Genomic DNA, 20,447 nt, shown 5'->3' with positions numbered 1-20,447 from the left:
ATTTTTTGTAAGATATTCATAAAACTATTATGAACGAAAATGTAACAAAAAGAAAGCCCCAACCCCCTCATGATTGAGGGGCAGGGGAGTTGAATAGGCGTAGCCTATTTTTTACAAAAAGGAGAAAAACTTTGTCATATTTTCCTCTGTTTCTGTGTCTATACAGAAGAAGGAGGGAAAGTCATATGAAAAAAAGAAAACGGACTGCCCAGGAAAAGATCAGAGCCATCCAGATGCTGTCAGGTATCCTGGTTCCGGTCCTGGTTCAAACTCTCCCTTATGCGGACAGAGGAACATACCGGAACGTATGGGAGATTGCGGGGGAACTGTTCCGAAAACCGGAATGGCACCTGGTATATGGAATTTTCGGATTGATGGAGGTAACAGCCGTTTTATATCTGATCCGTCTTGTGCTCCTGATCCGGCGCAAAGAAACGGGAATCCTGTACAAACTTCCGGCATGGCTGTTTTTTCTCGATATCTGTATCATGATGTACATGGGACAATTGTATGCGCTACTTCCAGCTGCGTACGCTACGTTTGAGTTTATGTATGTCCGGTTTCAGGAAGAAACAGAAGAAAGGGAAGAAGCATGGGCGCAGGCGAGGCAAAAGGAGCAGGAACAGAAAAAAAGAAGAAAACAGGCTTTATATTTTCCAGGGGAATACCCGAAAGAGCTGTATCAGATCGTCCGGAGGATGTGGAGAGAACAGATGCCCTCCCAGATGCTTGTGATTTTATCGGAAGCATTTCTGGCAGCGGTGATCTATTTTGTCTTGTCCGGATACCGGATGATGGAAAGCAGATATACCATGGAGAGCAGCATTACCGGGGAAGGAATCTACGGACTTTTTCGAAGCCTGGGCGTGGTGATGGGCGCCTGCTGTCTGCTTATGATGACACTGATGTTTTCCTGGTTTATCCGGGAACAGAAAAAGGAATACCGGATGCTGACTATTCTTGGAATGCGAAGACACACCGCATTGAGGATTTTTCTCCTGGGAGTGGCGGGGAACGCTTTTGCAGCGGTGATTCCGGGAATGACTGTCGGATGTGTATGCGCGCTGGTTTTCAGGAAACAGCTTTTACAGGCAGAAGAGGGAGGACACCTTGCCGGTGCGGCAGATATCAGCCTGCTGGCCGCCGCATTTCTCCTCTATGTGCTGATTCTTCTGATCGCCCTTGGACTGAATCAGGAAAATATCCTCTCCCTTGGGGAAAATACGGACCGGAACGCGGAAAAGAGGGAAGAAAAACGGCCGGGCTTTGGATGTATTGCATGGATTGTTGCAGGAGGAGCCTTGTTTCTGGCCGGGACTTTCTGGTATTCCATGCGGGAATGGGCAGAGAGTATGTACATTCATCTTTTGAGCATTTCGGGACTGTTTCTGCTTTTGGCAGGTGGAACGGCCCTTGTGATCCGGGCCGGGAAACGACGGTTTGACGTGCGGATTTTTGACAGAAGACCGTTTCAGAAGCAGTTCTGGAGTAATTTCTGGCGGCTGTTTTTTATGTCGGTACTTTACTTTTTGATGTTCGCAGTCTTTATGCCGCCTTTTGCGGCATCCCGGATACGTCAGAACGTAGCGTCCATGTATCCATACGATGTTGTCTGCATGGTGTACGAAGAAGATCTTCCAAAGATTCTGAAGCTTGGAGAAACCTGCCAGGCACAGATCCTTCACTTTCCTATGGTGCGCATGACATCAATATATGGGAGCGACAGCCAGATCATGCAGCGGGGCAGCAGAACGGTCAAGTGGCCGCAGGGACAGCATGTGGCTGTCTCTGAGTCCACGTATGAAATTATGAGAAAAGAAGCGGGAAAGCCGGAGCGAAACCTGCAGCTTCAGGGGGAAGAGATGCACATCGTGTACCAGCAGGATCTTTCCGTCAAGGCACATACGATTGACTGGGACACGACGAGAATGGAAGACCGCCTGCGGTTTGGCCAGCCGCTGGAATTTTATAATCCGGATGATTACAGGAGGGTATTTCCTTCCCGGAACATCGTAAGTGAAGAACGGGACTGTCTGACCGGGAGCTTCCATCAGGGCATGCAGGAAAATCTGATTGTGCTCTCCGATGAGTACTTTACGGAAGTGTATGAGAAAATCCGATCCTACAATGCGGATCATATGGATGAGAGAAGGCAGATTACATTTTCCGAATGGAAAGCGTATACCTACACGCATCCGGAGAATCTGACAGAGGGTCCGACGGAGCTTCTCTGCATCCGTGTGCAGGAGCAGAACAGGGAGACGTTTTTAAAGGAACTCTCCGGGCTGGATAAAGCATACCGTTTTGATCAGATGTGGGACCGGAATATCCGGCCGTATTATGTAAAAAGTGAGATGGAGGCCAATATGCGTTCGGAGATAAGTTTTACCCGGATCGCTTATGGGTTCATTCTTATGTTATTGTATGTGATGGCAGTATTCCAGTACGGGGTAAAGATTCAGATGGAGCTCCCATCCTGGGAATGGGAGAACCGTTTTCTCATGAAGATGGGAATGAAACGAAGAGAAAGGAGAAGGAAAATCCGGTATCAGATGCGGATTCTTATGCTCGTTCCCCTGCTGTCCGGAGTTCTTCCGGGAATTCTCTTTTCTGTGCTGACCGGAAGGGCCAGACTTTTTACGGACAGGGAAATGAGGGAATTTCTCGGGAATACGGCTATTTTCTATGGAACCTTCCTTTTGTGCAGCTTTTTGATCTATTGTCTGTTTAAATGGCACATCTGGAACAAAGTAGAGAAAAGTGAAAAAAATGGATGATAATAAATCGCATTTGGAAGAGGGGTAAGAGACAGACTCTTATCCCCTCAGTCCTGCTATAATCCGTTTCGGATAAAGAAACAGCTCCAGCGCTTCCTCGGAAGAGTGAACGCAAAGGTCACTCTGGGTCAGAAGGGGAGGGTAGAGGCCTTCCCGGTCCATGACAGCTACGGAAAAAGCAGCGCTGGTAAGCATGGGAAGATCATTGCGGCCGTTGCCGATGCAGGCGCAGCGGGAAGGCCCCAGCTCCTGAAGTTTTGCCAGCTTCCGCGAGGCAGCGTCCGAAGTAGGAAAGGTATCCAGGTGCAGAGGAATCCCTTCACACTCTGACTTCGCCGTGCCATGGGTGTCCGCAGTCAGGACATGAAGATCCAGCCTGCCGGAAAGCAAAAGGAGAAGATCACGGACAGAGCGGCGGATGACACCGTCCTCGGCGATGGTCCCATTATAGTCCAGAAGCAGATGTTCAATTTCCAGTGTACGGTATCCTGGTATTTCGATTTTCATATTGGCCTCCGTTCGGGTTAGACTTTTTCATTTATTGTAACTGCCAAAAGCGGGATTGTCAAAAGCAACAGGCACAGAACATGAAAAAACACACCGGACGGTGTGTTTTTTCGAATTTTAGGAAACATTTTGAGAGATACACATTTAAAATAATATATGAAAAACCTTATACAAGAGTTTTTCCAAGCTCCATGCAGGCGTTTTCGGCGTCTGCGTCCGGTTCCTCGTTACAGATAACCGGTTCACATGTAAGAACGGCTCCATAGCCCTTACAGTCTTCTTCCCAGGTGCGCATCCATTCTCCGTCGCCCCATCCGTAGGAGCCGAATAAAGCGATCTTTTTTCCGTTTAATCCGGATGTACATTCCTGAAACATCGGTTCAAACTCTGATTCTTCCAGCTGTTCAGCGCCCATAGAAGGACATCCGAAAGCGATGGCATCATAAGAATCCATCATGGAAGCGTTGAATTCAGAGGCTGTGAGTACCGTGACATCTCCGCCGGCCGAAGTTACGCCTTCCGCAACTTTGTTTGCCATGGCTTCCGTATGTCCGGTACCGCTCCAGTATACTACAGCAATATGACTCATGTGTGTTTACCTCCTGTTCGAAATCAGTTACATAATACTTTTTGCATGAATGTTTTCTATTCACAGGCAGCAACAGTAAGCTGCCAGATAGAACGTTGTCTGTAATGAAATAATCTTGTGTAGACTTCCCGGCATTTGATGAATTTCTGGAAAAGTCTGAGTGTTTCTTTTTCATTGTCATATACTTTCCAGAAACCGCAGGCGCGGCAGTTTTTCCCTTTGTTTTCAATGAATCCTTTCACATCGCAGAAAGGATATCCGAGGAAAAGACCGATCTCGTGCGGAAAACCATCCGAATCCTGAAGTCTTTGTTTTAATGTATGGATTGCCGCTTCGGCAGTAAACTCTTTATAACCATAGTCTTTTAAAAAGCTTTTTACACACTCCCGCTTCAAGTCAGCCTGGAGTCTGCCGGTGCGGCAGACATAAATAAGCGCGTTTTGATTCGTTTTTTTGAGAATGAAAAGAGTAATTCCTTTTGGATTTAATGTCCGGTTCCAGTCAATGACCATCTGCTGGATGTCGTCATCCGGACAAACCGTATAGGAAAACAGGTTCGCTGTCTTTAAACCAGCCAGGACAGCGGAACAATGTTCGACTAATTTTTTATCAAACAATCCAGATACCTCCTTTCGGCGGGAGTTAGTAAAAGCTAACTAAGGAAGAAAAAAAGAAACGGATTAGGTATAACTACCCGTTTTTTTGGTTAGTATTAACTAACTGATGTCAGGATAACATCTCAAAGGGAAGTTGTCAACAGTTTTTTTGAAAAAAATAAAAAAAGTTAGAGTGGATTAACTGCGATGAATGACAAATAGAACATGCATTTTCATAGAAGTAATAAGTTTCGGTGTGGATATCATAAAATAGTTGCAAAACCATGCAGAGCCGGATATAATAAAAAAGGCGGCACAATTGTGCAAAAAAATCGGTAGATAAAGCAAATTTAATAAAGGAGTATCGAATATGGGTAAATATTTTGGAACAGATGGATTCAGGGGAGAAGCAAATGTAGGCCTTACAGTAGAGCATGCGTTCAAGGTGGGAAGATATCTTGGATGGTACTACGGGCAGGAACACAAGGCCCGCATCGTGATCGGAAAAGATACGAGAAGAAGCAGTTACATGTTTGAGTACGCGCTTGCCGCAGGACTGACAGCTTCCGGAGCGGACGCCTACCTGCTTCATGTAACGACGACGCCAAGTGTTTCTTACGTGACAAGTACTGAAGATTTTGACTGTGGTATCATGATCTCCGCAAGCCACAATCCATTTTATGATAACGGAATCAAGATTATCAACGGAAAAGGATACAAGATGGAGGCAGAGGTGGAGAACAAGATCGAAGCCTACATTGACGGAGAGATTCCGGAGCTTCCGCTTGCTACACGGGATGATATCGGGCGAACCATTGATTATGCGGCAGGACGTAACCGTTACATCGGACATCTGATTTCCGTAGCGACAAGATCCTTTAAAGATATGAAGATCGGACTGGACTGTGCAAACGGAAGTGCCTTTGCTATTGCGAAGAGTGTCTTCGATGCTCTTGGTGCAAAGACCTATGTGATCAATAACAATCCGGATGGAACAAACATTAATACCGCATGCGGTTCCACCCATATCGAAGGACTCCAGGCACACGTCAGAGAGAAACATCTGGATGTGGGATTTGCCTTTGACGGAGATGCAGACCGCTGCCTTGCGGTGGATGAAAACGGAAATCTGATCGATGGAGACCTGATTCTCTATATCTGCGGCAAATATCTGATGGAACAGGGACGCTTAAATGGCAATACGATTGTGACAACTATCATGTCCAACCTCGGACTTTATAAAGCATGCGACAAGATCGGAATGAAATACGAAAAGACCGCGGTCGGAGACAAGTATGTCTTTGAAAATATGATGAACAACAACTATGTTCTGGGAGGAGAACAGTCGGGACACATCATCTTCAGCAAATACGCAAAGACCGGAGACGGAATCCTTACATCTCTCATGCTGATGGAAGTTATCCTCGAAAAGAAGATGACACTCGGAAAACTTGCGGAGGAAGTCAAGATTTATCCGCAGCTTCTTCAGAACGTGCGTGTGGCGGATAAAAAGACAGCCAGAGAAAATCCGGAAGTCGTAAAAGCCATCGAACATGTGGCGGAAGTTCTTGGAGATGACGGCAGAATTCTCGTAAGAGAAAGCGGTACTGAACCGGTGATCCGTGTCATGGTCGAGGCATCCACCGACGAACTCTGCGCAAAATACGTGAAAGAAGTCGTAGACGTCATGGAAAAAGAAGGACTGATTGTAGCATAATTTTAAGAAGTAATAAAAAACGAGCTGTGAAGCGAAAGTTTCACAGCTCATTTTTTATGGGCCCGGTTTCCGGGAAGGTTTTGTTTCATTTGTATGAATCTGGTTTTCGTTTCTCCAGATGCGGGGTGAAAGACCGTACACTTTTTTGAAGGCTCTGGAAAAATGCAGTGGATTCGAGTAGCCGACTGCGTTCGCAATGTCCTGAATCGAGAGCTGGGTCAGTTTCAGAAGCTCTGCAGCCTTGACCATGCGGTATTGAATGAGGAATTCCTGTGGAGTCTGACGGAGTGCCTGACGGAAGACTGCTCCGAAGTAGCTGCGGTTGAGCCCGCACTGTGCGGCGATATCCTCCACAGAAATATCATTTTGAAAGTTCTGTTCGATAAATGAAAGGGCTTCCCGGATATAAAAATCCTGGATTTTTCCGCTTTTCCCCACCTGGAAAGGCGCCATGGAGCGGGTCAGATAGTCCAGAAAGAGAAACCCGTGGCCAAGCAGGTGCAGAGGCGACGCCTTGGAATGGTGGACGATGTAGAGCATTTCTTCCATCATATTCAGCCGAAGCTCCTTGGAATGGGAGTGGTAAACCGGCTGGTCAGGAGAAAGACCTGCCAGCTGCAGGGATTCTTTGACTCTCAGACCGTCGAATTCGATCCAGACATATTCCCATGGAAGATCGACATCAGCCCAGTAGGAGCAGACCTGCTGTGGAAACAGCATGAAGCCTTCCCCGCTTTTGATATGGTATTCATGAGATTTCCCCTTTTTATCCTGAGCGGACAGCACTCCGGTGCCGGAAATGACATAGTGAAAGAGATAATGATCTTTGGCAACCGGACCAAATGTATGGGCGGGAGCACACTGCTCCCAGCCATATTGATAGAGTGCAAGGTCAATGAAATTTTCGTTTGGAAATACGGAAAACAGGTAGTTGTCCATCGGTGCGCTTCCTCCTTTTTTTTGTATTATATACCAAAATGCTAGATCACTTCAAATAATTTTCATAATTCAAGCATATGGGTATAAAAGCAGGATAATACTGGTATTTTTGCAAGCATATTGCTATGTTATAATAATTCTACCATAGAGAACAGACAAGAAAGGAGACAAAATTATGAGAAAGGGGAAAAAAGTGATTGGTGCTGCCCTGGCAGGATGTATGACAGCGTCCATGTTTCTCACTGCGTGCGGAGAAGGAAATGAAAACAGTGGGAAAACAGAAATCGAGATCCTGCAGTACAAACCGGAAGCGGCAACCTACTTTGACCAGGTGGAAGAAGAATTCAATGCCACACATGATGACATTCATCTGACCATTGATTCACCGAACGATGCTTCGACTATCATGAGGACACGGTTTATCCGGGAGGACTATCCGGATATTATCGGTATCGGAGGGGATATCAATTATTCCTATTATGTGGATGCGGGTATTCTTGCGGATGTTTCCGACAGTGATGTCATGAGCAATATCAAACAGTCCTACAAGGATATTCTGGAGGCGCTTGAGATTGTTCCGACCGACGGCACCTACGGTATCCCGTATGTGGCAAACGCGGCAGGAATCCTCTACAACCGGGATATGTTTGAGGAACATGGATGGGAGATTCCGACAACATGGAATGAACTGATGACACTCTGTAATGATATTCAGTCTGAAGGCATTCTTCCGTTTTATTTTGGATTTAAAGACACATGGACCTGTCTGGCACCGTGGAATTCCATGGCAGTTGCGCTGGCACCGGCGGATCTGTGTAAACAGGTCAACAGAGGCGAGGCGAACTTCACTGACGAATACAGAGAAGTGGCAGAGAAATATCTGGAACTTCTGGAGTACGGACCGGAAGATCCGTTCGCGTATGGATACAATGACGCATGTACGGCGTTTGCAAACGGGGAATCCGCAATGTACCCGATTGGAAGCTATGCGGTACCGCAGATTCAGCAGGTGAATCCGGATATGAATATTGATTCCTTTGTGACTCCGGCAAGCGACACAAAAGAGGGCAACACACTGAACTCCGGTGTCGATTTGATGTTTGCGGTGACCGAGGCCTGTGAAAACAAGGAAGCAGCCTATAAAGTGCTGGAATTCCTATATGAAGATGAAAATATTCAGGCATATATCGACGACCAGAATGCCATTCCGTGCAAGGAGGGAGACTTTGAGCTTGCTTCCCAGCTGGACGGCATGACAGAGTACATCGAATCCGGCAATATGACAGACTATCAGGATCATTATTATCCTTCCGAGATGGCAGTAGATGCCCAGATCCAGACTTTCCTGATCAATAAAGATGTGGATGCGTTCCTGAAGAAATTCGACAGCGACTGGATGAGATACAACCGGGATATCATCCGGGAAGTACAGGAGTATGAGGAAGAAAACGGGAATGACTAGACTGGGGAAAGGAGAGCAAAGAAATGAGAAAAATGAACGATAGAAACCGTACCTTTCTGCTGATCACGATACCGATTCTGGCACTGTTTATCTGCTTTAATACGGTTCCGCTGATCAGAGGTGTGTACTACAGTTTTACGAACTTTAAAGGATTTGGAGACTACGATATGGTAGGACTTCGAAACTACATGGATCTGTTTACCGATTCCCGTGTGGGAAGATCTTACTGGTTTACCTTCCGGCTTGCAGTCTGCGCAACTATCATCACAAATGTGATCAGCCTGATTCTGGCCCTGGGACTGAACAGTAAAATCCGGGGGAAAAGCTTTTTCAGAGCTGCCTACTTCCTTCCAAACGTACTGGGAGCACTGGTAGTCGGCTACATTTTCAACTATTTCTTTACATATATTCTTCCGGAATTCGGAAAGATGATCGGAAGCGAAGCAATGAGCGGCAGTATGCTGTCCAATGAAAAGACCGCATGGATCGCGGTGGTGATTGTCTGCGCATGGCAGTCCATTGCCATGAATACCATCATTTACATTTCCGGACTGCAGACCGTGCCGGAGGATGTGTACGAGGCAGGATCCCTGGACGGAGCAACGGGATGGAAGAAATTCAAACATCTGACATTCCCGCTGATTATTCCGTTCTTCACCATCAATATGGTTCTCTGTGTGAAGAACTTCCTCATGGTGTTCGACCAGATCATGGCTTTGACAAAGGGAGGTCCTGCGCAGAGCACGGAATCCATCTCCTACCTGATTTACAATAACGGTATGTCAGGCGGACAGTTCGGATTCCAGAGTGCGAACGCGGTTATCTTCTTCATCGTGATCGTGGCAATCTCAGTAGCACAGATGAGCTTTTCAGCACGGAAGGAGGAGCAGTTATAATGAAAGCAAAAGCAGAGCACAAAACAAACTGGACAGTAATGATTCTGTTAATTCTTGGATTAATTACAATTGCGTTTCCGCTTTATATGACAATTATTATTGCATTTAAACAGCCAAGCGAGATGACAAACAGTATTTCCGGGATCTTATCTCTGCCTTCCAGCTGGAGCCTGGATAACTTCAGAGAGGCAATGCGGGTAACGGATTTCTGGAATTCTTTGAAAAACAGCCTGATTATTTCTGTCCTGACAGTGGGACTTTCCATTATCATTCATTCCCTGATGGGATATGCCGTGGGAAGAAATAAAGCACACAGTAAATTTTACAATTTTGTCTATCTGTTTATCGTAAGCGGTATGTTTGTTCCGTTTGCAATCCTGATGATGCCTCTTGCAAAACAGACAGCAGAGATGGGACTTGGAAATTGGGTTGGCGTAATTATCTTATATGTGGTATTCTATATGCCGATGAATGTTTTACTGTATTCCGGATACCTCACCAACATTCCGATTGCACTGGAAGAGGCGGCGCGTGTGGACGGCGCGAGCACATGGAGAACGTACTGGAAAGTCATTTTCCCGATTATGAAGCCGATGCATGCGACGGTAGCTGTCATTACAGCACTTTCTGTATGGAATGACGTGATGACGCCGCTTGTTATCATGGCAGGTACAGGGCAGAATACACTGCCGCTGGCACAGCTGAACTTCCAGACTCAGTTCGGAACCAACTACAACCTGGCATTTGCATCCTATCTTCTGGCATTGATCCCGATCGTGATTTTCTATGTGATCTGCCAGAAACAGATTTTAAATGGTGTTGTGAACGGTGCAGTAAAATAAATATAACTGTACAAGGAGAGTAAAATGGGTATTGGATTTGAGAAAGAGAACAGAATTTTTACATTACAGACAGACCATACAACATATCAGTTTCAGGTAGACGCATACGGATTTCTGCTTCACCTGTATTATGGAAAGACAATTTACGGCGGAATGGATTATCTTCTGACCTATTACGACAGAGGATTTTCCGCCAATCCGTATGACGCCGACCAGGATCGAACCTATTCCATGGACGCTCTGCCGCAGGAGTTCCCGACAAGCGGGACGGGGGATTTCCGGAGTCCGGCTCTTACGATCAAAAACAGCGATGGCACTTACAGCTGCGACCTGCGCTATCAAAGCCATCGGATCACAAAAGGCAAATACGGACTTCCGGGGCTTCCGGCGGTCTATGCGGACGAGGAAGAGGCGGAGACGCTGGAAATTCTGATGGAGGATGCTGTCACAAAGGTACAGGCAGTGCTTTTGTACGGAGTGCTTCCGAAATACGACATCATTACGAGAAGTGTCAGAATCATCAATCAGGGGGAAGATACGATTCATATCAGTAAGGCGGCTTCCGCTTGTCTGGATTTCGTTTCAGGAGACTATGACCTGATCAGCTTCTATGGACGCCATGCCATGGAGCGTAATTTCCAGAGAGTACCGGTAAGCCACGGAAAACAGATTTTACGAAGCCGGAGAGGAACATCCAGCCATCAGTACAATCCGGCCATGATTCTGGCGGGAAAAGATACGACAGAGGAAGCAGGAGACTGCTATGCCATGGTTTTTGTATACAGCGGCTGCTTCAAGGCCGAGGCGGAGAAGGATCAGTTCAACCAGACGAGAGCGCTGATGGGGCTTGCGTCCGAGATATTTTCCTATCCGCTTGGAACGGGAGATAGTTTCGTGATTCCGGAGACGGTAATGACGTATTCTGCAGAAGGACTGTCCGTCCTGTCACACAATCTGCACCGTTGTTTTAGAAACAACCTGTGCAGGGGCAGATGGAAAGATCAGGTCCGCCCGGTTCTTGTAAACAGCTGGGAAGCGGATTACTTTAATTTTACCGGGGAAAGCCTCCTGAGACTTGGAAAACACGCGGCAGAACTTGGAATCGAAATGCTTGTTCTGGATGACGGATGGTTTGGCGAGAGAAATGATGATAATACCAGCCTTGGAGACTGGGTGGTCAATGAAAAGAAGCTGGGATGTACCATGGGAGAACTGATCGACCGGATTCATGATCTGGGACTGAAGTTCGGACTCTGGATTGAACCGGAGATGGTTTCCGAAGACAGCGATCTGTACCGGACACATCCGGACTGGGCACTTCAGATTCCAAAGAGAAATCCGGTCAGAGGCAGAAACCAGCTTGTGCTTGATTTCTCGAGAAAAGAGATCCGGGATCATGTCTTTGACCAGATCTGCGCGGTTCTGGACCAGGGAAATGTAGAATATATCAAATGGGATATGAACCGAAGCCTTTCTGATATTTATTCCTCTGAGACGAAGGAACAGGGAAAGGTGCTTTATGATTATATGCTCGGGGTATACGACTTCCTGGAACGTCTGATCGAGCGGTACCCGGATATGTTGATTGAGGGGTGCAGTGGCGGTGGCGGACGGTTTGACGCCGGAATGCTTTATTACACGCCCCAGATCTGGTGCAGTGATAATACCGATGCGATCGACCGGCTGGAAATCCAGTACGGAACATCCTTTATCTATCCGGCATCCTGCGTCGGTTCTCATGTATCCGCGGTCCCAAATCATCAGACCGGCCGGATCACATCTCTCAATACAAGAGGCGTTGTTGCCATGGCAGGAACATTTGGATATGAACTGAATCTTGGACTCTTAAGCGGGGAAGAAAAGGAAGAAGTCAAAGAACAGGTAAAGAAATTCAAACAATACGCTCCACTCATCCAGAGAGGAGACTACTACCGTCTGTCCAGCCCGCAGAGGGATGAGTTTGGCGCCTGGGCTTTTGTATCGGAGGATCAAAGTGAGGCGCTCATCAGTATTGTAATGTTAAAACAGCATGGCAATATGACCGTAAACTATGTAAAAATGCGCGGACTGATTCCGGATGCATTCTATCAGATCGAAGGACACGACCGGATCTACAGCGGAGCCGCATTGATGCAGGCAGGACTTCCTGTGCCGATTGAGAGCGGAGAGTACCTTGCCTACCAGAGATATTTAAGACGTGTAGAACAATAAAGGGGTTTAAGAATAGTGGGAAGAGCAAAAAAAAGTGATAAAGAATTTCAGACGCGTATGGAGAAGCATCAGGACGAACTGAAATGGCTTTATATGGAGCTGTATCAGAATGAAGACATGTATGCGGAACTGTGCAGCCGGATGTACCAATATTATACAGAAAGAAAAGCAGCGTTGAAAAAGCGGGATCGCGAGCGGGAAGTACATCCGGACTGGTACCGCAGGAAGGATATGCTTGGCATGATGCTCTACATCGACAATTTTGCCGGCAATCTGAAAGGAGTGCAGAAAAAGCTCGACTATATCAAAGAGAGTAATGTCTCCTTCATTCATCTGATGCCGTTTCTTGATACCGTAAAAGGAAAATCCGACGGCGGATACGCGGTGGCAGACTTCCGGAAAGTCCGCCCGGATCTGGGAACCATGGATGATCTGGCAGGACTTGCCGCCAAATGCCATAACATGGGAATCGATGTGTGCATGGATTTCGTCATGAACCATACATCCGAGGAACATGAATGGGCTGTCCGCGCAAGAAACGGCGAAGGCGAGTATATGAGCCGGTATTTCTTCTACGACAATGCCTGGATTCCGGAACAGTTTGAAAAGACCGTGCCGCAGGTATTCCCGACGACGGCGCCGGGGAATTTTACCTGGATTCCGGAGATCGGACACTATGTGATGACGACCTTCTATCCATATCAGTGGGATTTAAATTACGGAAATCCAAGGGTATTTAACGAAATGATGTATAATTTCCTCTTCTTTGCCAACCAGGGAATGGACATCATCCGGATTGACGCGGTTCCATATATCTGGAAAGAGATGGGCACATCCTGCCGGAATTTAAAACAGGTACATACCATTGTCCGGATGATGCGCATGATCGGAGAAATCGTCTGCCCGGCGGTGGCACTGCTTGGAGAAGTGGTCATGGAACCGGAAAAAGTCGTACCATACTTCGGAACCGTGGACAAACCGGAATGCCATATGCTTTACAACGTGACGACCATGGCAACCACCTGGCACACCGTGGCCGTACACGACATCAGACTGCTGAAAAAGCAGCTTGATGTTGTAAACGGCCTTCCAAAGGAATATACCTTCCTGAATTATCTCCGGTGCCACGACGACATCGGATGGGGCCTGGACTACGACACACTGAAACAATGGCAGATGGAGGAAATTCCACACAAACAGTACCTGAACGATTACTTCACCGGAAAGTATCCGGGAAGCGAAAGCAGAGGAGAACTCTACAACGATGACCCCGTGACAAAAGACGCCAGATTCTGCGGAACAACCGCATCAATGTGCGGCATCGAAAGCGCCGGTTTTGAACAGGATAAAGAAAAAATGGAAAAAGCCGTCCGCAAAGATCTCATGCTCCACGCCTACATGTTCATGCAGGCCGGCATCCCGATGATCTACAGCGGAGACGAAATCGGGCAGGTCAACGACTACACCTATAAAGAAGACGAAGAGAAAAAAACGGACTCCCGGTATATCCACAGAGGCACCTTCAAATGGGATCTCGCCCAAAACAGGGATGACCAGAACACCGTAGAAGGACAAATCTTCCAGACCCTCTCCTACATGGAAAAAATAAGAGCACAGGAAGATATCCTCGGACCGGAAGCAGAAGTCACCACCTGGGACACCGGAGACCAGGAAGTCCTCGGAATCATCCGGAAACACAACGGAAAAAGTCTCACAGGCCTTTTCAACTTTAACAATTGTAAAAAACAGTTAACACTTCCGGAAGAAGGGATCTACCACGAACTCTTCACAGGCGAAATCCTGGAAAACGGCACAATTACACTGCCCGAATACGGATTCACATGGTGCATAAAACAATAGATTTTATTTTTGGGGACGTGTTCCGATGCATCGGAACACGTCCCCAATGGAAAAAGTGTGACAAATATGAAGTGAATATTGTAAATGTTGAGATTCTGTTACGTCTGGGCGTAATGGAATTTTTTTAGTGTTTGTGTGTTACACACCGTTGTCCGGGTTACAGGAATCCGCCGTCGAACCCGATGATCTGTCCGGTCATGTAGGCGGGTGCGGTGAGGGTGTTCCAGATCATCCGGGCTGCTTCTTCGGGTGAGGCGAAGTAGCCGGCCGGGATCTCCTCTGCGAGGGCGCGTCGTTCTTCGGCATCGAGCATCCGGTTCATGTCGGTGTCAATGACGCCGAAAGCGATGGCGTTGACCTGGATATTGCTTGGAGCGAGTTCTTTGGCGAGGGCCTGGGTCAGTCCCTGGATGCCGGCTTTGGATGCGGAGTAGGCTGCTTCGCAGGATGCGCCGCTTCGTCCCCACATGGAGGAGACGTTGAGTATTTTTCCGGATTTTTTGGACACCATATGAGGGATGGCTTCCCGGCAGCAGTAAAAGGCGGAGGAGAGGTTGGTGGCGATCAGGCGGCTCCACTCCTCATCGGTCATGTCGCTCAGAAGGCCGATGTGGGAAATGCCTGCATTGTTGATCAGGATGTCGAGTCCTCCGTCTGTATGTTCGGAACTGGCAATCGTTGCGAAGATTTTACGGACCTGGTCCGGGTTGCCGACATCCCCCGGGCAGAGTTCGCAGGAGCCGCCTGGAATCGAGAGAATTTCCCGGCGGACTTCCTCCAGTGCTTCTATATGATGTGCGCTGTTTAAGAAAATATGAAAACCGTGTCCGGCAAGGAGAAGGGCGCATGCCCGTCCGATGCCTCTGGAAGCTCCGGTAATCAGTACACCTGATTTTTGTTTCATCTTAGATATCCCCTTTTTGAACATTTTTTGCATATATGTTGACATTACATATATGTTGACATCATCCAGTATACGTCAGAAGTGACATGTATGAAAGAAAAAACTTGATTTTATTTTTCAAAGTGGTAACCTTAAAGTGTAAATGCAAACAGTTGGAAAGGAAATCAAATATGATGATAGACCGGGCAATCGAATTTGCGACAAAGGCACACGAAGGACAGTTTCGAAAAGGGACCAGGCGTCCTTATATCGTTCATCCGATTGAAGTGGGAGATATCGTCTCGACGATGACAACCGATGAAGAGGTGATCAGCGCGGCGATTCTGCACGATACGATCGAGGACTGCAAGGGGGTGACGCGGGAGGTCCTTGCGGAGAATTTTTCGGAGCGTGTTGCATCGCTGGTTGCCCAGGAGAGCGAGGACAAATCCAAATCATGGATGGAGAGGAAAGGTTCGACCATCGAGCGGATCCGGACGGCGTCTTTTGAGGTGCAGATGATCGGGCTTGCGGACAAGCTTTCCAATATGCGGGATATTGACCGTGACTATCCGGTGGTCGGCGAAGACTTGTGGAACCGTTTCCGTATGAAGGATAAAAAAACAATTGGCTGGTATTACAGGGGAATTCAGGAGGCACTGCGGGAGAGATTTGCCAGAGTGCCGGCGTATGAAGAGTACTGCCATCTGGTGGACCGCCATTTTGGCGGGAACTGACAGAAAATGTGATAGATCAAAAAACAGCAGGTGAAGAAGTGGTATGATGCCCAGGCAGGACATTCACTTCCGCACCTGCTGTTTTCTTCCCTGAATATGTTATGTTACTGCGCTGCAGGCCGAAATGCCATCTTTTTAAAGGCTGCCGTAAGGACAAGCCCTTTGAAAATACTGGAAATCGTAATACTCCACCAGATTCCGTTCAGTCCGAGCGGCGTAGAGATCAAAAGCAGGGCAAGAGGAATTCTTGCTGTCGTAAGCGTGATGCTGACGACAGACGGAGGAAGTGTCCGCCCAAGCCCGGAAAATGCTCCGGCGGTCGTGATTTCCATACACATGAACAGCTGTGAGACCCCGAGGATCTGCAGGTAAGCCACTCCCATCGGGAGGACGTCCGCCTCCGGAATGAAAATCCGGAAAATCGGCGCCGGAAAGACGATCAGGACGATCGTACAGAAGACACCCCACAGCAGGACGACCACCATAGAGCAACGGTAGCCTTTCTTTGCCCTTGCAGCATTGCCTGCGCCGAAATTCTGGGCGATAAAAGAATTGACCGCGGCGGCGAATCCATCCGACGTCATCCAGGAAATAGACTCGATCTGAGAGCCGACTTTCTGGACAGCCACGGCTGAATCTCCGAATCCGGCAACAATCCGGGCGATTACCATGGAAATGCCGGTGAAAATCATGCTCTGGACAGAAGAAGGCAGTCCGATACGGATCAGCTCTTTTAGCACAGAAAGCTGAGGCTTTGTAAAAAAGTGAAGATTCATAAAAATATCCGGCTCTTTACGGACGGAAAGCAGGAAAACGACGGTAACCACAGCCTGGGCAAATACTGTGGCAATTGCAGCACCTGCCACATCAAGTTTTGGAAACGGACCGATGCCGAAGATCAGAACCGGATCCAGAACGATGTTGATGATAAGACCGGCAGCGGTTGCGAGAAAGGAAGTACGGCTGTTGCCCATGGCAGTCAGAATTCCTGTAAAAACCTGATTTAAAAAGGAAAAAACGACAAGCCCGCAGGTGATGGCAAGATAAATTTCTGCATTCTGGATGACTGCCGGAGAATTCAGCCGGAAAAATCCGATCAGCGGCTTTTGAAAAAGAAGGCAGATGATGCCGTAGGCAAGTCCGAGAATCAGGGAAAGCTGAATCGCATTCCGGGCATAGCCGCATGCCTCGGTCCGTTCGCCGGCGCCAAGAGAATGTCCGACCTTGACCTGTCCGCCCATTTTTGCAAGTACAGTGATTCCATTCGCAAACCACATGTACATGCCGGCAGCCCCGACAGATGCGACCGCGTCACTGCTGATTCTTCCGATCCAGATCATATCGGTGAGATTGTATGCCATCTGGACAAGAGATGTCGCCATAATCGGGAGAGCAAGTCTGGTCAGTGACGGGAAAACCGGTCCGTTCAGTAAATCAATCTTTTGTCTCATTTGTAATCCCCCATTTGTAAAAGCTTTATTGCAATCAGGCCTTGTGGCCGAATATCTACATTTTATCATAAAAGGATGCAAAATCCTATAAGCCGGTTGATTTCCGGCCGGATTTTCCTTATACTAAAATCATAGAATAATCCCCATCCGGACATCCGGTGGGGCTTTTCACTGATGGAACGAACTATGTAAAGAGAGGAAAACCAAATGAAGAAAATACTGATGATTGGAACCGGAGGGACGATTGCCTCAAAGCAGACGGAAAACGGACTGGCCCCGGGCCTGACGCCGAATGACATTCTGGCCTGCATTCCTCAGGTGAAACATGTATGTGAGGTGGAGACGCTTCAGGTGTGCAATATCGACAGCACCAATGTAACACCGGAGCACTGGAAGCTGATGGTGGAAGCGGTGGAGAAGCACTACGATGCCTATGACGGGTTTGTGATCTGCCATGGAACCGACACCCTTGCCTACACAGCGGCGGCGCTTTCCTATATGATTCAGAATTCCCCAAAGCCGATTGTCGTGACCGGAGCACAGAAGCCGATCAATATGGACGTGACGGATGCAAAGACCAATCTGCTGGACAGCTTTATCTACGCGGCGGATGACGATTCCGAAGATGTCAGCATCGTGTTTGACGGCAAAGTCATTATCGGAACAAGGGCGAAAAAGGAGCGGGCAAAAAGCTACAATGCATTTTCCAGCATTAATTTCCCGTACCCGGCTGTGATTCAGGACGGTCAGGTGATTCGGTACATCCCGCCGGTACGGCATAAGGGAGAAGTACGGTTTTACCATGACATGAAAGATAGTGTTTATGTGCTGAAACTGGTTCCGGGCATGCGAAGCGGCGTGCTGACTCAGATTCTGGAACAGTATGACTGTGTCGTGATCGAGAGCTTTGGCGTAGGCGGACTTCCGGACAGCATTACTGCGGAAGTCTATGAGGGAATGAAGAAGTGGAAAAAAGAAGGAAAACTGATTGTCATGACGACACAGGTTGTAAGTGAAGGAAGCAATATGACAGTCTACGAGGTCGGAAAAAAGGTAAAGCAGGATTTTGATCTTCTGGAAGCCTATGACATGACACTGGAGGCTACGATTACAAAACTCATGTGGCTGATGGCGCAGCCGGCAAAAGATTATGAGGAAATCAAAAAACGATTCTACAGAATGATTAATCACGATATCCTGTTCGCGGGATTCAGAGAGGATAAGTAAAAGAGTATGGGAAAACGGGAACTAATGCGGGACAGATTGAAGACGCTGTCCGATGAAGCCTATAAGGAATTCAACGACCGGATTTTAAATGCACCGTCCATGCCGACGCTTGGCATCCGGATACCGAAGCTTCGGGAACTTGCAAAAGAAGCGGCAAAAGAGCCGGAGGGCGGATGGCTTGATGAAATGCTCCGGGATCATGGGAGCTGCGTCTATCAGGAAGAGCACATGCTCTTTGGGATGGTTTCCGGATACAGAAAAGCATCCAGAGAAGAACATGCGGCCATGCTCGATATCTGGGTACCGGGAGTTCTGTCCTGGGCGGACTGTGACTGCAGCACTTCCACATATAAATGGATGGAAAAGGATCCGGAATTCTGGTTTTCCTATCTGGAAAAATGGCTGAACAGCAGCCGGGAATTTGAGCTCCGGTTTGGTGTAATCGCACTGATGGACCATTTCCTGAATGACCGGTATATAGATGAAGTACTGCGCCGGTATGCGGATATCAGGTCAGAAGACTATTATGTCCGGATGGGGATCGCCTGGGGCGTGGCAACCGCATATGTGAAGTACCCGGAAAAAGTACTTGGACTTCTGAAAGAAAAGAAGCTGGATATCTGGACCCACAACAAGGCGATCCAGAAATGCAGAGAGTCGAGACGGGTCAGCGCTCAGGACAAGGAAATGCTTAATGCACTGAAACGAAAACAGGAGGAAGAACATGGGAATACTAGGATTTGACACCGTCTTTCTGGATCTGGACGGAACGCTCATCGATTCGGAGCCGGGAATAATCAATTCAGTAGTCTACGCTCTGAAAAAATTTGGAATTGAAAAGGAACGAAAGGAACTGCTTCCGTTTATCGGGCCTCCGCTTCTCACTTCATTCCAGAAATACACCGGGCTGAGTGAAACAGAGGCAAGAAAAGCGGTGGAATATTACAGGGAAAATTTCGGAACAAAAGGTGTGTATGAGTACCGTCTGTACGACGGGGTGGAAACCATGCTGCGGGAGCTCAAAGAAGCAGGCCTCCGTATTGTCATGGCCACCTCCAAGCCGGAACATTATGCCGGAATCATTGCCAGAGATGCCGGGATTGAGTCATACTTCACTTACATATGCGGGGCGACCATGGATGAGAGCAGGCTGACAAAAGAAGATGTCATTGCCTATGCGCTGGAAACGTGCGGAAAAAAACCGGGAGATCCATCGGTTATCATGGTGGGAGACAGGGAACATGACATCCTTGGCGCCAGGACATTCGGACTTGCCTCAGCCGGAGTCCTCTACGGATTCGGAAGCCGGAAGGAGCTGGAGGCGGCCGGAGCGGATATGATTTTTGACTCGGTCGAAGAATTGAAAGAGTTTCTGAAGGGAGAGGCCTAGAACCTTAAGATTCCATGAAAATTCCATGAACTCCTTGACAAATCGGGGGCTGATGACTATGATTATCATAGTTTCATATTTAAAGGTGTTGATAAAGAGGAGTACACACCTGCCCTTGACAGAGAGAATTACCCGCTGGCTGGAAGGTGATTACAAGAAGGAGTTGTGGAAGGTAGCTTTGGAGCCGGATGTCTGAATGTGTCCGATTGAGAGAAAGGACAGTAGGAGATCCCGGAGTAGTTCCCGTTATAGAACGAAGAGATATACATCTGTCAGAGAGGACAGGTGTATAAAAAAGGTGGTACCGCGTTTTGACGCCCTTTACATATGTAAAGGGCGTTTTGTTATTCACAGGAACGCTTG

At 47.7% G+C, this 20,447-nt stretch carries 17 protein-coding genes and 1 other annotated feature; of the genes, 11 read left to right on the top strand and 6 right to left on the bottom strand.

Features of this window, described 5'->3' with window-relative positions:
• The first annotated feature begins 185 nt into the window (after nt 1-185).
• A complete protein-coding gene (locus H6A32_RS09660; RefSeq protein WP_204864236.1) occupies nt 186-2,777 on the top strand; it encodes an FtsX-like permease family protein in 2,592 nt (863 codons plus the stop codon).
• A 39-nt stretch (nt 2,778-2,816) separates the two neighbouring features.
• On the opposite strand, the gene H6A32_RS09655 is transcribed toward H6A32_RS09660, so the two are convergent.
• The 3 genes from H6A32_RS09655 to H6A32_RS09645 all read right to left on the bottom strand — a co-directional run bounded on the left by H6A32_RS09655 (nt 2,817) and on the right by H6A32_RS09645 (nt 4,490).
• On the bottom strand, nt 2,817-3,284 hold the full coding sequence (locus tag H6A32_RS09655) for an HAD hydrolase family protein (protein ID WP_204864235.1): 468 nt from the start codon (nt 3,282-3,284) through the stop codon (nt 2,817-2,819).
• A 166-nt stretch (nt 3,285-3,450) separates the two neighbouring features.
• Nucleotides 3,451-3,873, bottom strand: coding sequence for a flavodoxin (locus H6A32_RS09650; RefSeq protein WP_118636827.1), 423 nt, complete (start codon nt 3,871-3,873; stop codon nt 3,451-3,453).
• Nucleotides 3,874-3,929: 56 nt separating this feature from the next.
• Nucleotides 3,930-4,490 carry a DUF3793 family protein gene (locus H6A32_RS09645; protein WP_138373318.1) on the bottom strand — a complete coding sequence of 187 codons (561 nt, stop codon included), beginning with the start codon at nt 4,488-4,490 and terminating at the stop codon, nt 3,930-3,932.
• A 349-nt stretch (nt 4,491-4,839) separates the two neighbouring features.
• Here H6A32_RS09645 and glmM point away from each other — a divergent pair, with 349 nt between their 5' ends.
• The gene (glmM, locus tag H6A32_RS09640) at nt 4,840-6,186 is read left to right on the top strand and encodes a phosphoglucosamine mutase (protein WP_118636825.1); all 1,347 of its coding nucleotides are present in this window, start codon (nt 4,840-4,842) and stop codon (nt 6,184-6,186) included.
• A 54-nt stretch (nt 6,187-6,240) separates the two neighbouring features.
• Here the strand turns inward: glmM and H6A32_RS09635 are convergent, their stop codons facing one another.
• On the bottom strand, nt 6,241-7,125 hold the full coding sequence (locus tag H6A32_RS09635) for an AraC family transcriptional regulator (RefSeq protein ID WP_204864234.1): 885 nt from the start codon (nt 7,123-7,125) through the stop codon (nt 6,241-6,243).
• 175 nt (nt 7,126-7,300) lie between these two features.
• Between H6A32_RS09635 and H6A32_RS09630 the strand changes: the two genes are divergently transcribed.
• Genes H6A32_RS09630 through H6A32_RS09610 form a run of 5 tightly spaced genes read left to right on the top strand, consistent with a single transcriptional unit; the run spans nt 7,301 to nt 14,396 of the window.
• Complete coding sequence (locus tag H6A32_RS09630; protein ID WP_204864233.1) at nt 7,301-8,587, top strand: ABC transporter substrate-binding protein; 1,287 nt, start codon at nt 7,301-7,303, stop codon at nt 8,585-8,587.
• Between the two features lie 32 nt (nt 8,588-8,619).
• Complete coding sequence (locus H6A32_RS09625; RefSeq protein ID WP_343215503.1) at nt 8,620-9,483, top strand: carbohydrate ABC transporter permease; 864 nt, start codon at nt 8,620-8,622, stop codon at nt 9,481-9,483.
• Nucleotides 9,483-10,325, top strand: a complete 843-nt coding sequence (locus H6A32_RS09620; protein WP_087253451.1) for a carbohydrate ABC transporter permease — start codon at nt 9,483-9,485, stop codon at nt 10,323-10,325. Before H6A32_RS09625 ends, H6A32_RS09620 begins: the two co-directional genes overlap by 1 nt.
• Nucleotides 10,326-10,349: 24 nt before the next feature.
• On the top strand, nt 10,350-12,536 hold the full coding sequence (locus tag H6A32_RS09615) for an alpha-galactosidase (RefSeq protein WP_204864232.1): 2,187 nt from the start codon (nt 10,350-10,352) through the stop codon (nt 12,534-12,536).
• Nucleotides 12,537-12,593: 57 nt separating this feature from the next.
• Entirely contained in the window at nt 12,594-14,396 is a 1,803-nt protein-coding gene (locus tag H6A32_RS09610; RefSeq protein ID WP_204864231.1) for an alpha-amylase family protein, read from the top strand.
• 157 nt (nt 14,397-14,553) lie between these two features.
• Here H6A32_RS09610 and H6A32_RS09605 read toward each other — a convergent pair whose 3' ends face one another.
• Nucleotides 14,554-15,345: an SDR family NAD(P)-dependent oxidoreductase gene (locus H6A32_RS09605; protein WP_430749584.1), complete on the bottom strand. Its 792-nt coding sequence runs from the start codon at nt 15,343-15,345 to the stop codon at nt 14,554-14,556.
• A gap of 125 nt (nt 15,346-15,470) precedes the next feature.
• Between H6A32_RS09605 and H6A32_RS09600 the strand changes: the two genes are divergently transcribed.
• Nucleotides 15,471-16,016: an HD domain-containing protein gene (locus tag H6A32_RS09600; protein ID WP_330616750.1), complete on the top strand. Its 546-nt coding sequence runs from the start codon at nt 15,471-15,473 to the stop codon at nt 16,014-16,016.
• A 104-nt stretch (nt 16,017-16,120) separates the two neighbouring features.
• On the opposite strand, the gene H6A32_RS09595 is transcribed toward H6A32_RS09600, so the two are convergent.
• Complete coding sequence (locus H6A32_RS09595; protein WP_087167720.1) at nt 16,121-17,467, bottom strand: MATE family efflux transporter; 1,347 nt, start codon at nt 17,465-17,467, stop codon at nt 16,121-16,123.
• A 207-nt stretch (nt 17,468-17,674) separates the two neighbouring features.
• Between H6A32_RS09595 and H6A32_RS09590 the strand changes: the two genes are divergently transcribed.
• Genes H6A32_RS09590 through H6A32_RS09580 form a run of 3 tightly spaced genes read left to right on the top strand, consistent with a single transcriptional unit; the run spans nt 17,675 to nt 20,084 of the window.
• Nucleotides 17,675-18,694 (top strand): asparaginase, encoded by a 1,020-nt coding sequence (locus H6A32_RS09590; RefSeq protein ID WP_118636821.1) that lies wholly within the window; start codon nt 17,675-17,677, stop codon nt 18,692-18,694.
• Nucleotides 18,695-18,700: 6 nt separating this feature from the next.
• Entirely contained in the window at nt 18,701-19,438 is a 738-nt protein-coding gene (locus tag H6A32_RS09585) for a DNA alkylation repair protein (protein WP_204864230.1), read from the top strand.
• Nucleotides 19,419-20,084 (top strand): HAD hydrolase-like protein, encoded by a 666-nt coding sequence (locus tag H6A32_RS09580; protein WP_204864229.1) that lies wholly within the window; start codon nt 19,419-19,421, stop codon nt 20,082-20,084. The genes H6A32_RS09585 and H6A32_RS09580 overlap by 20 nt, the downstream gene beginning before the upstream one ends.
• Before the next feature lie 79 nt (nt 20,085-20,163).
• Nucleotides 20,164-20,409, top strand: a binding site (T-box leader).
• The last annotated feature ends 38 nt before the right edge of the window (nt 20,410-20,447 follow it).

Origin of the sequence: Drancourtella massiliensis (assembly GCF_016900655.1) — a bacterium.
In the GTDB taxonomy this organism is placed as follows: domain Bacteria; phylum Bacillota; class Clostridia; order Lachnospirales; family Lachnospiraceae; genus Sellimonas; species Sellimonas catena.
Note: the sequence above shows the minus strand (reverse complement) of the source record. Positions and strands in the feature narration are given on the sequence as shown.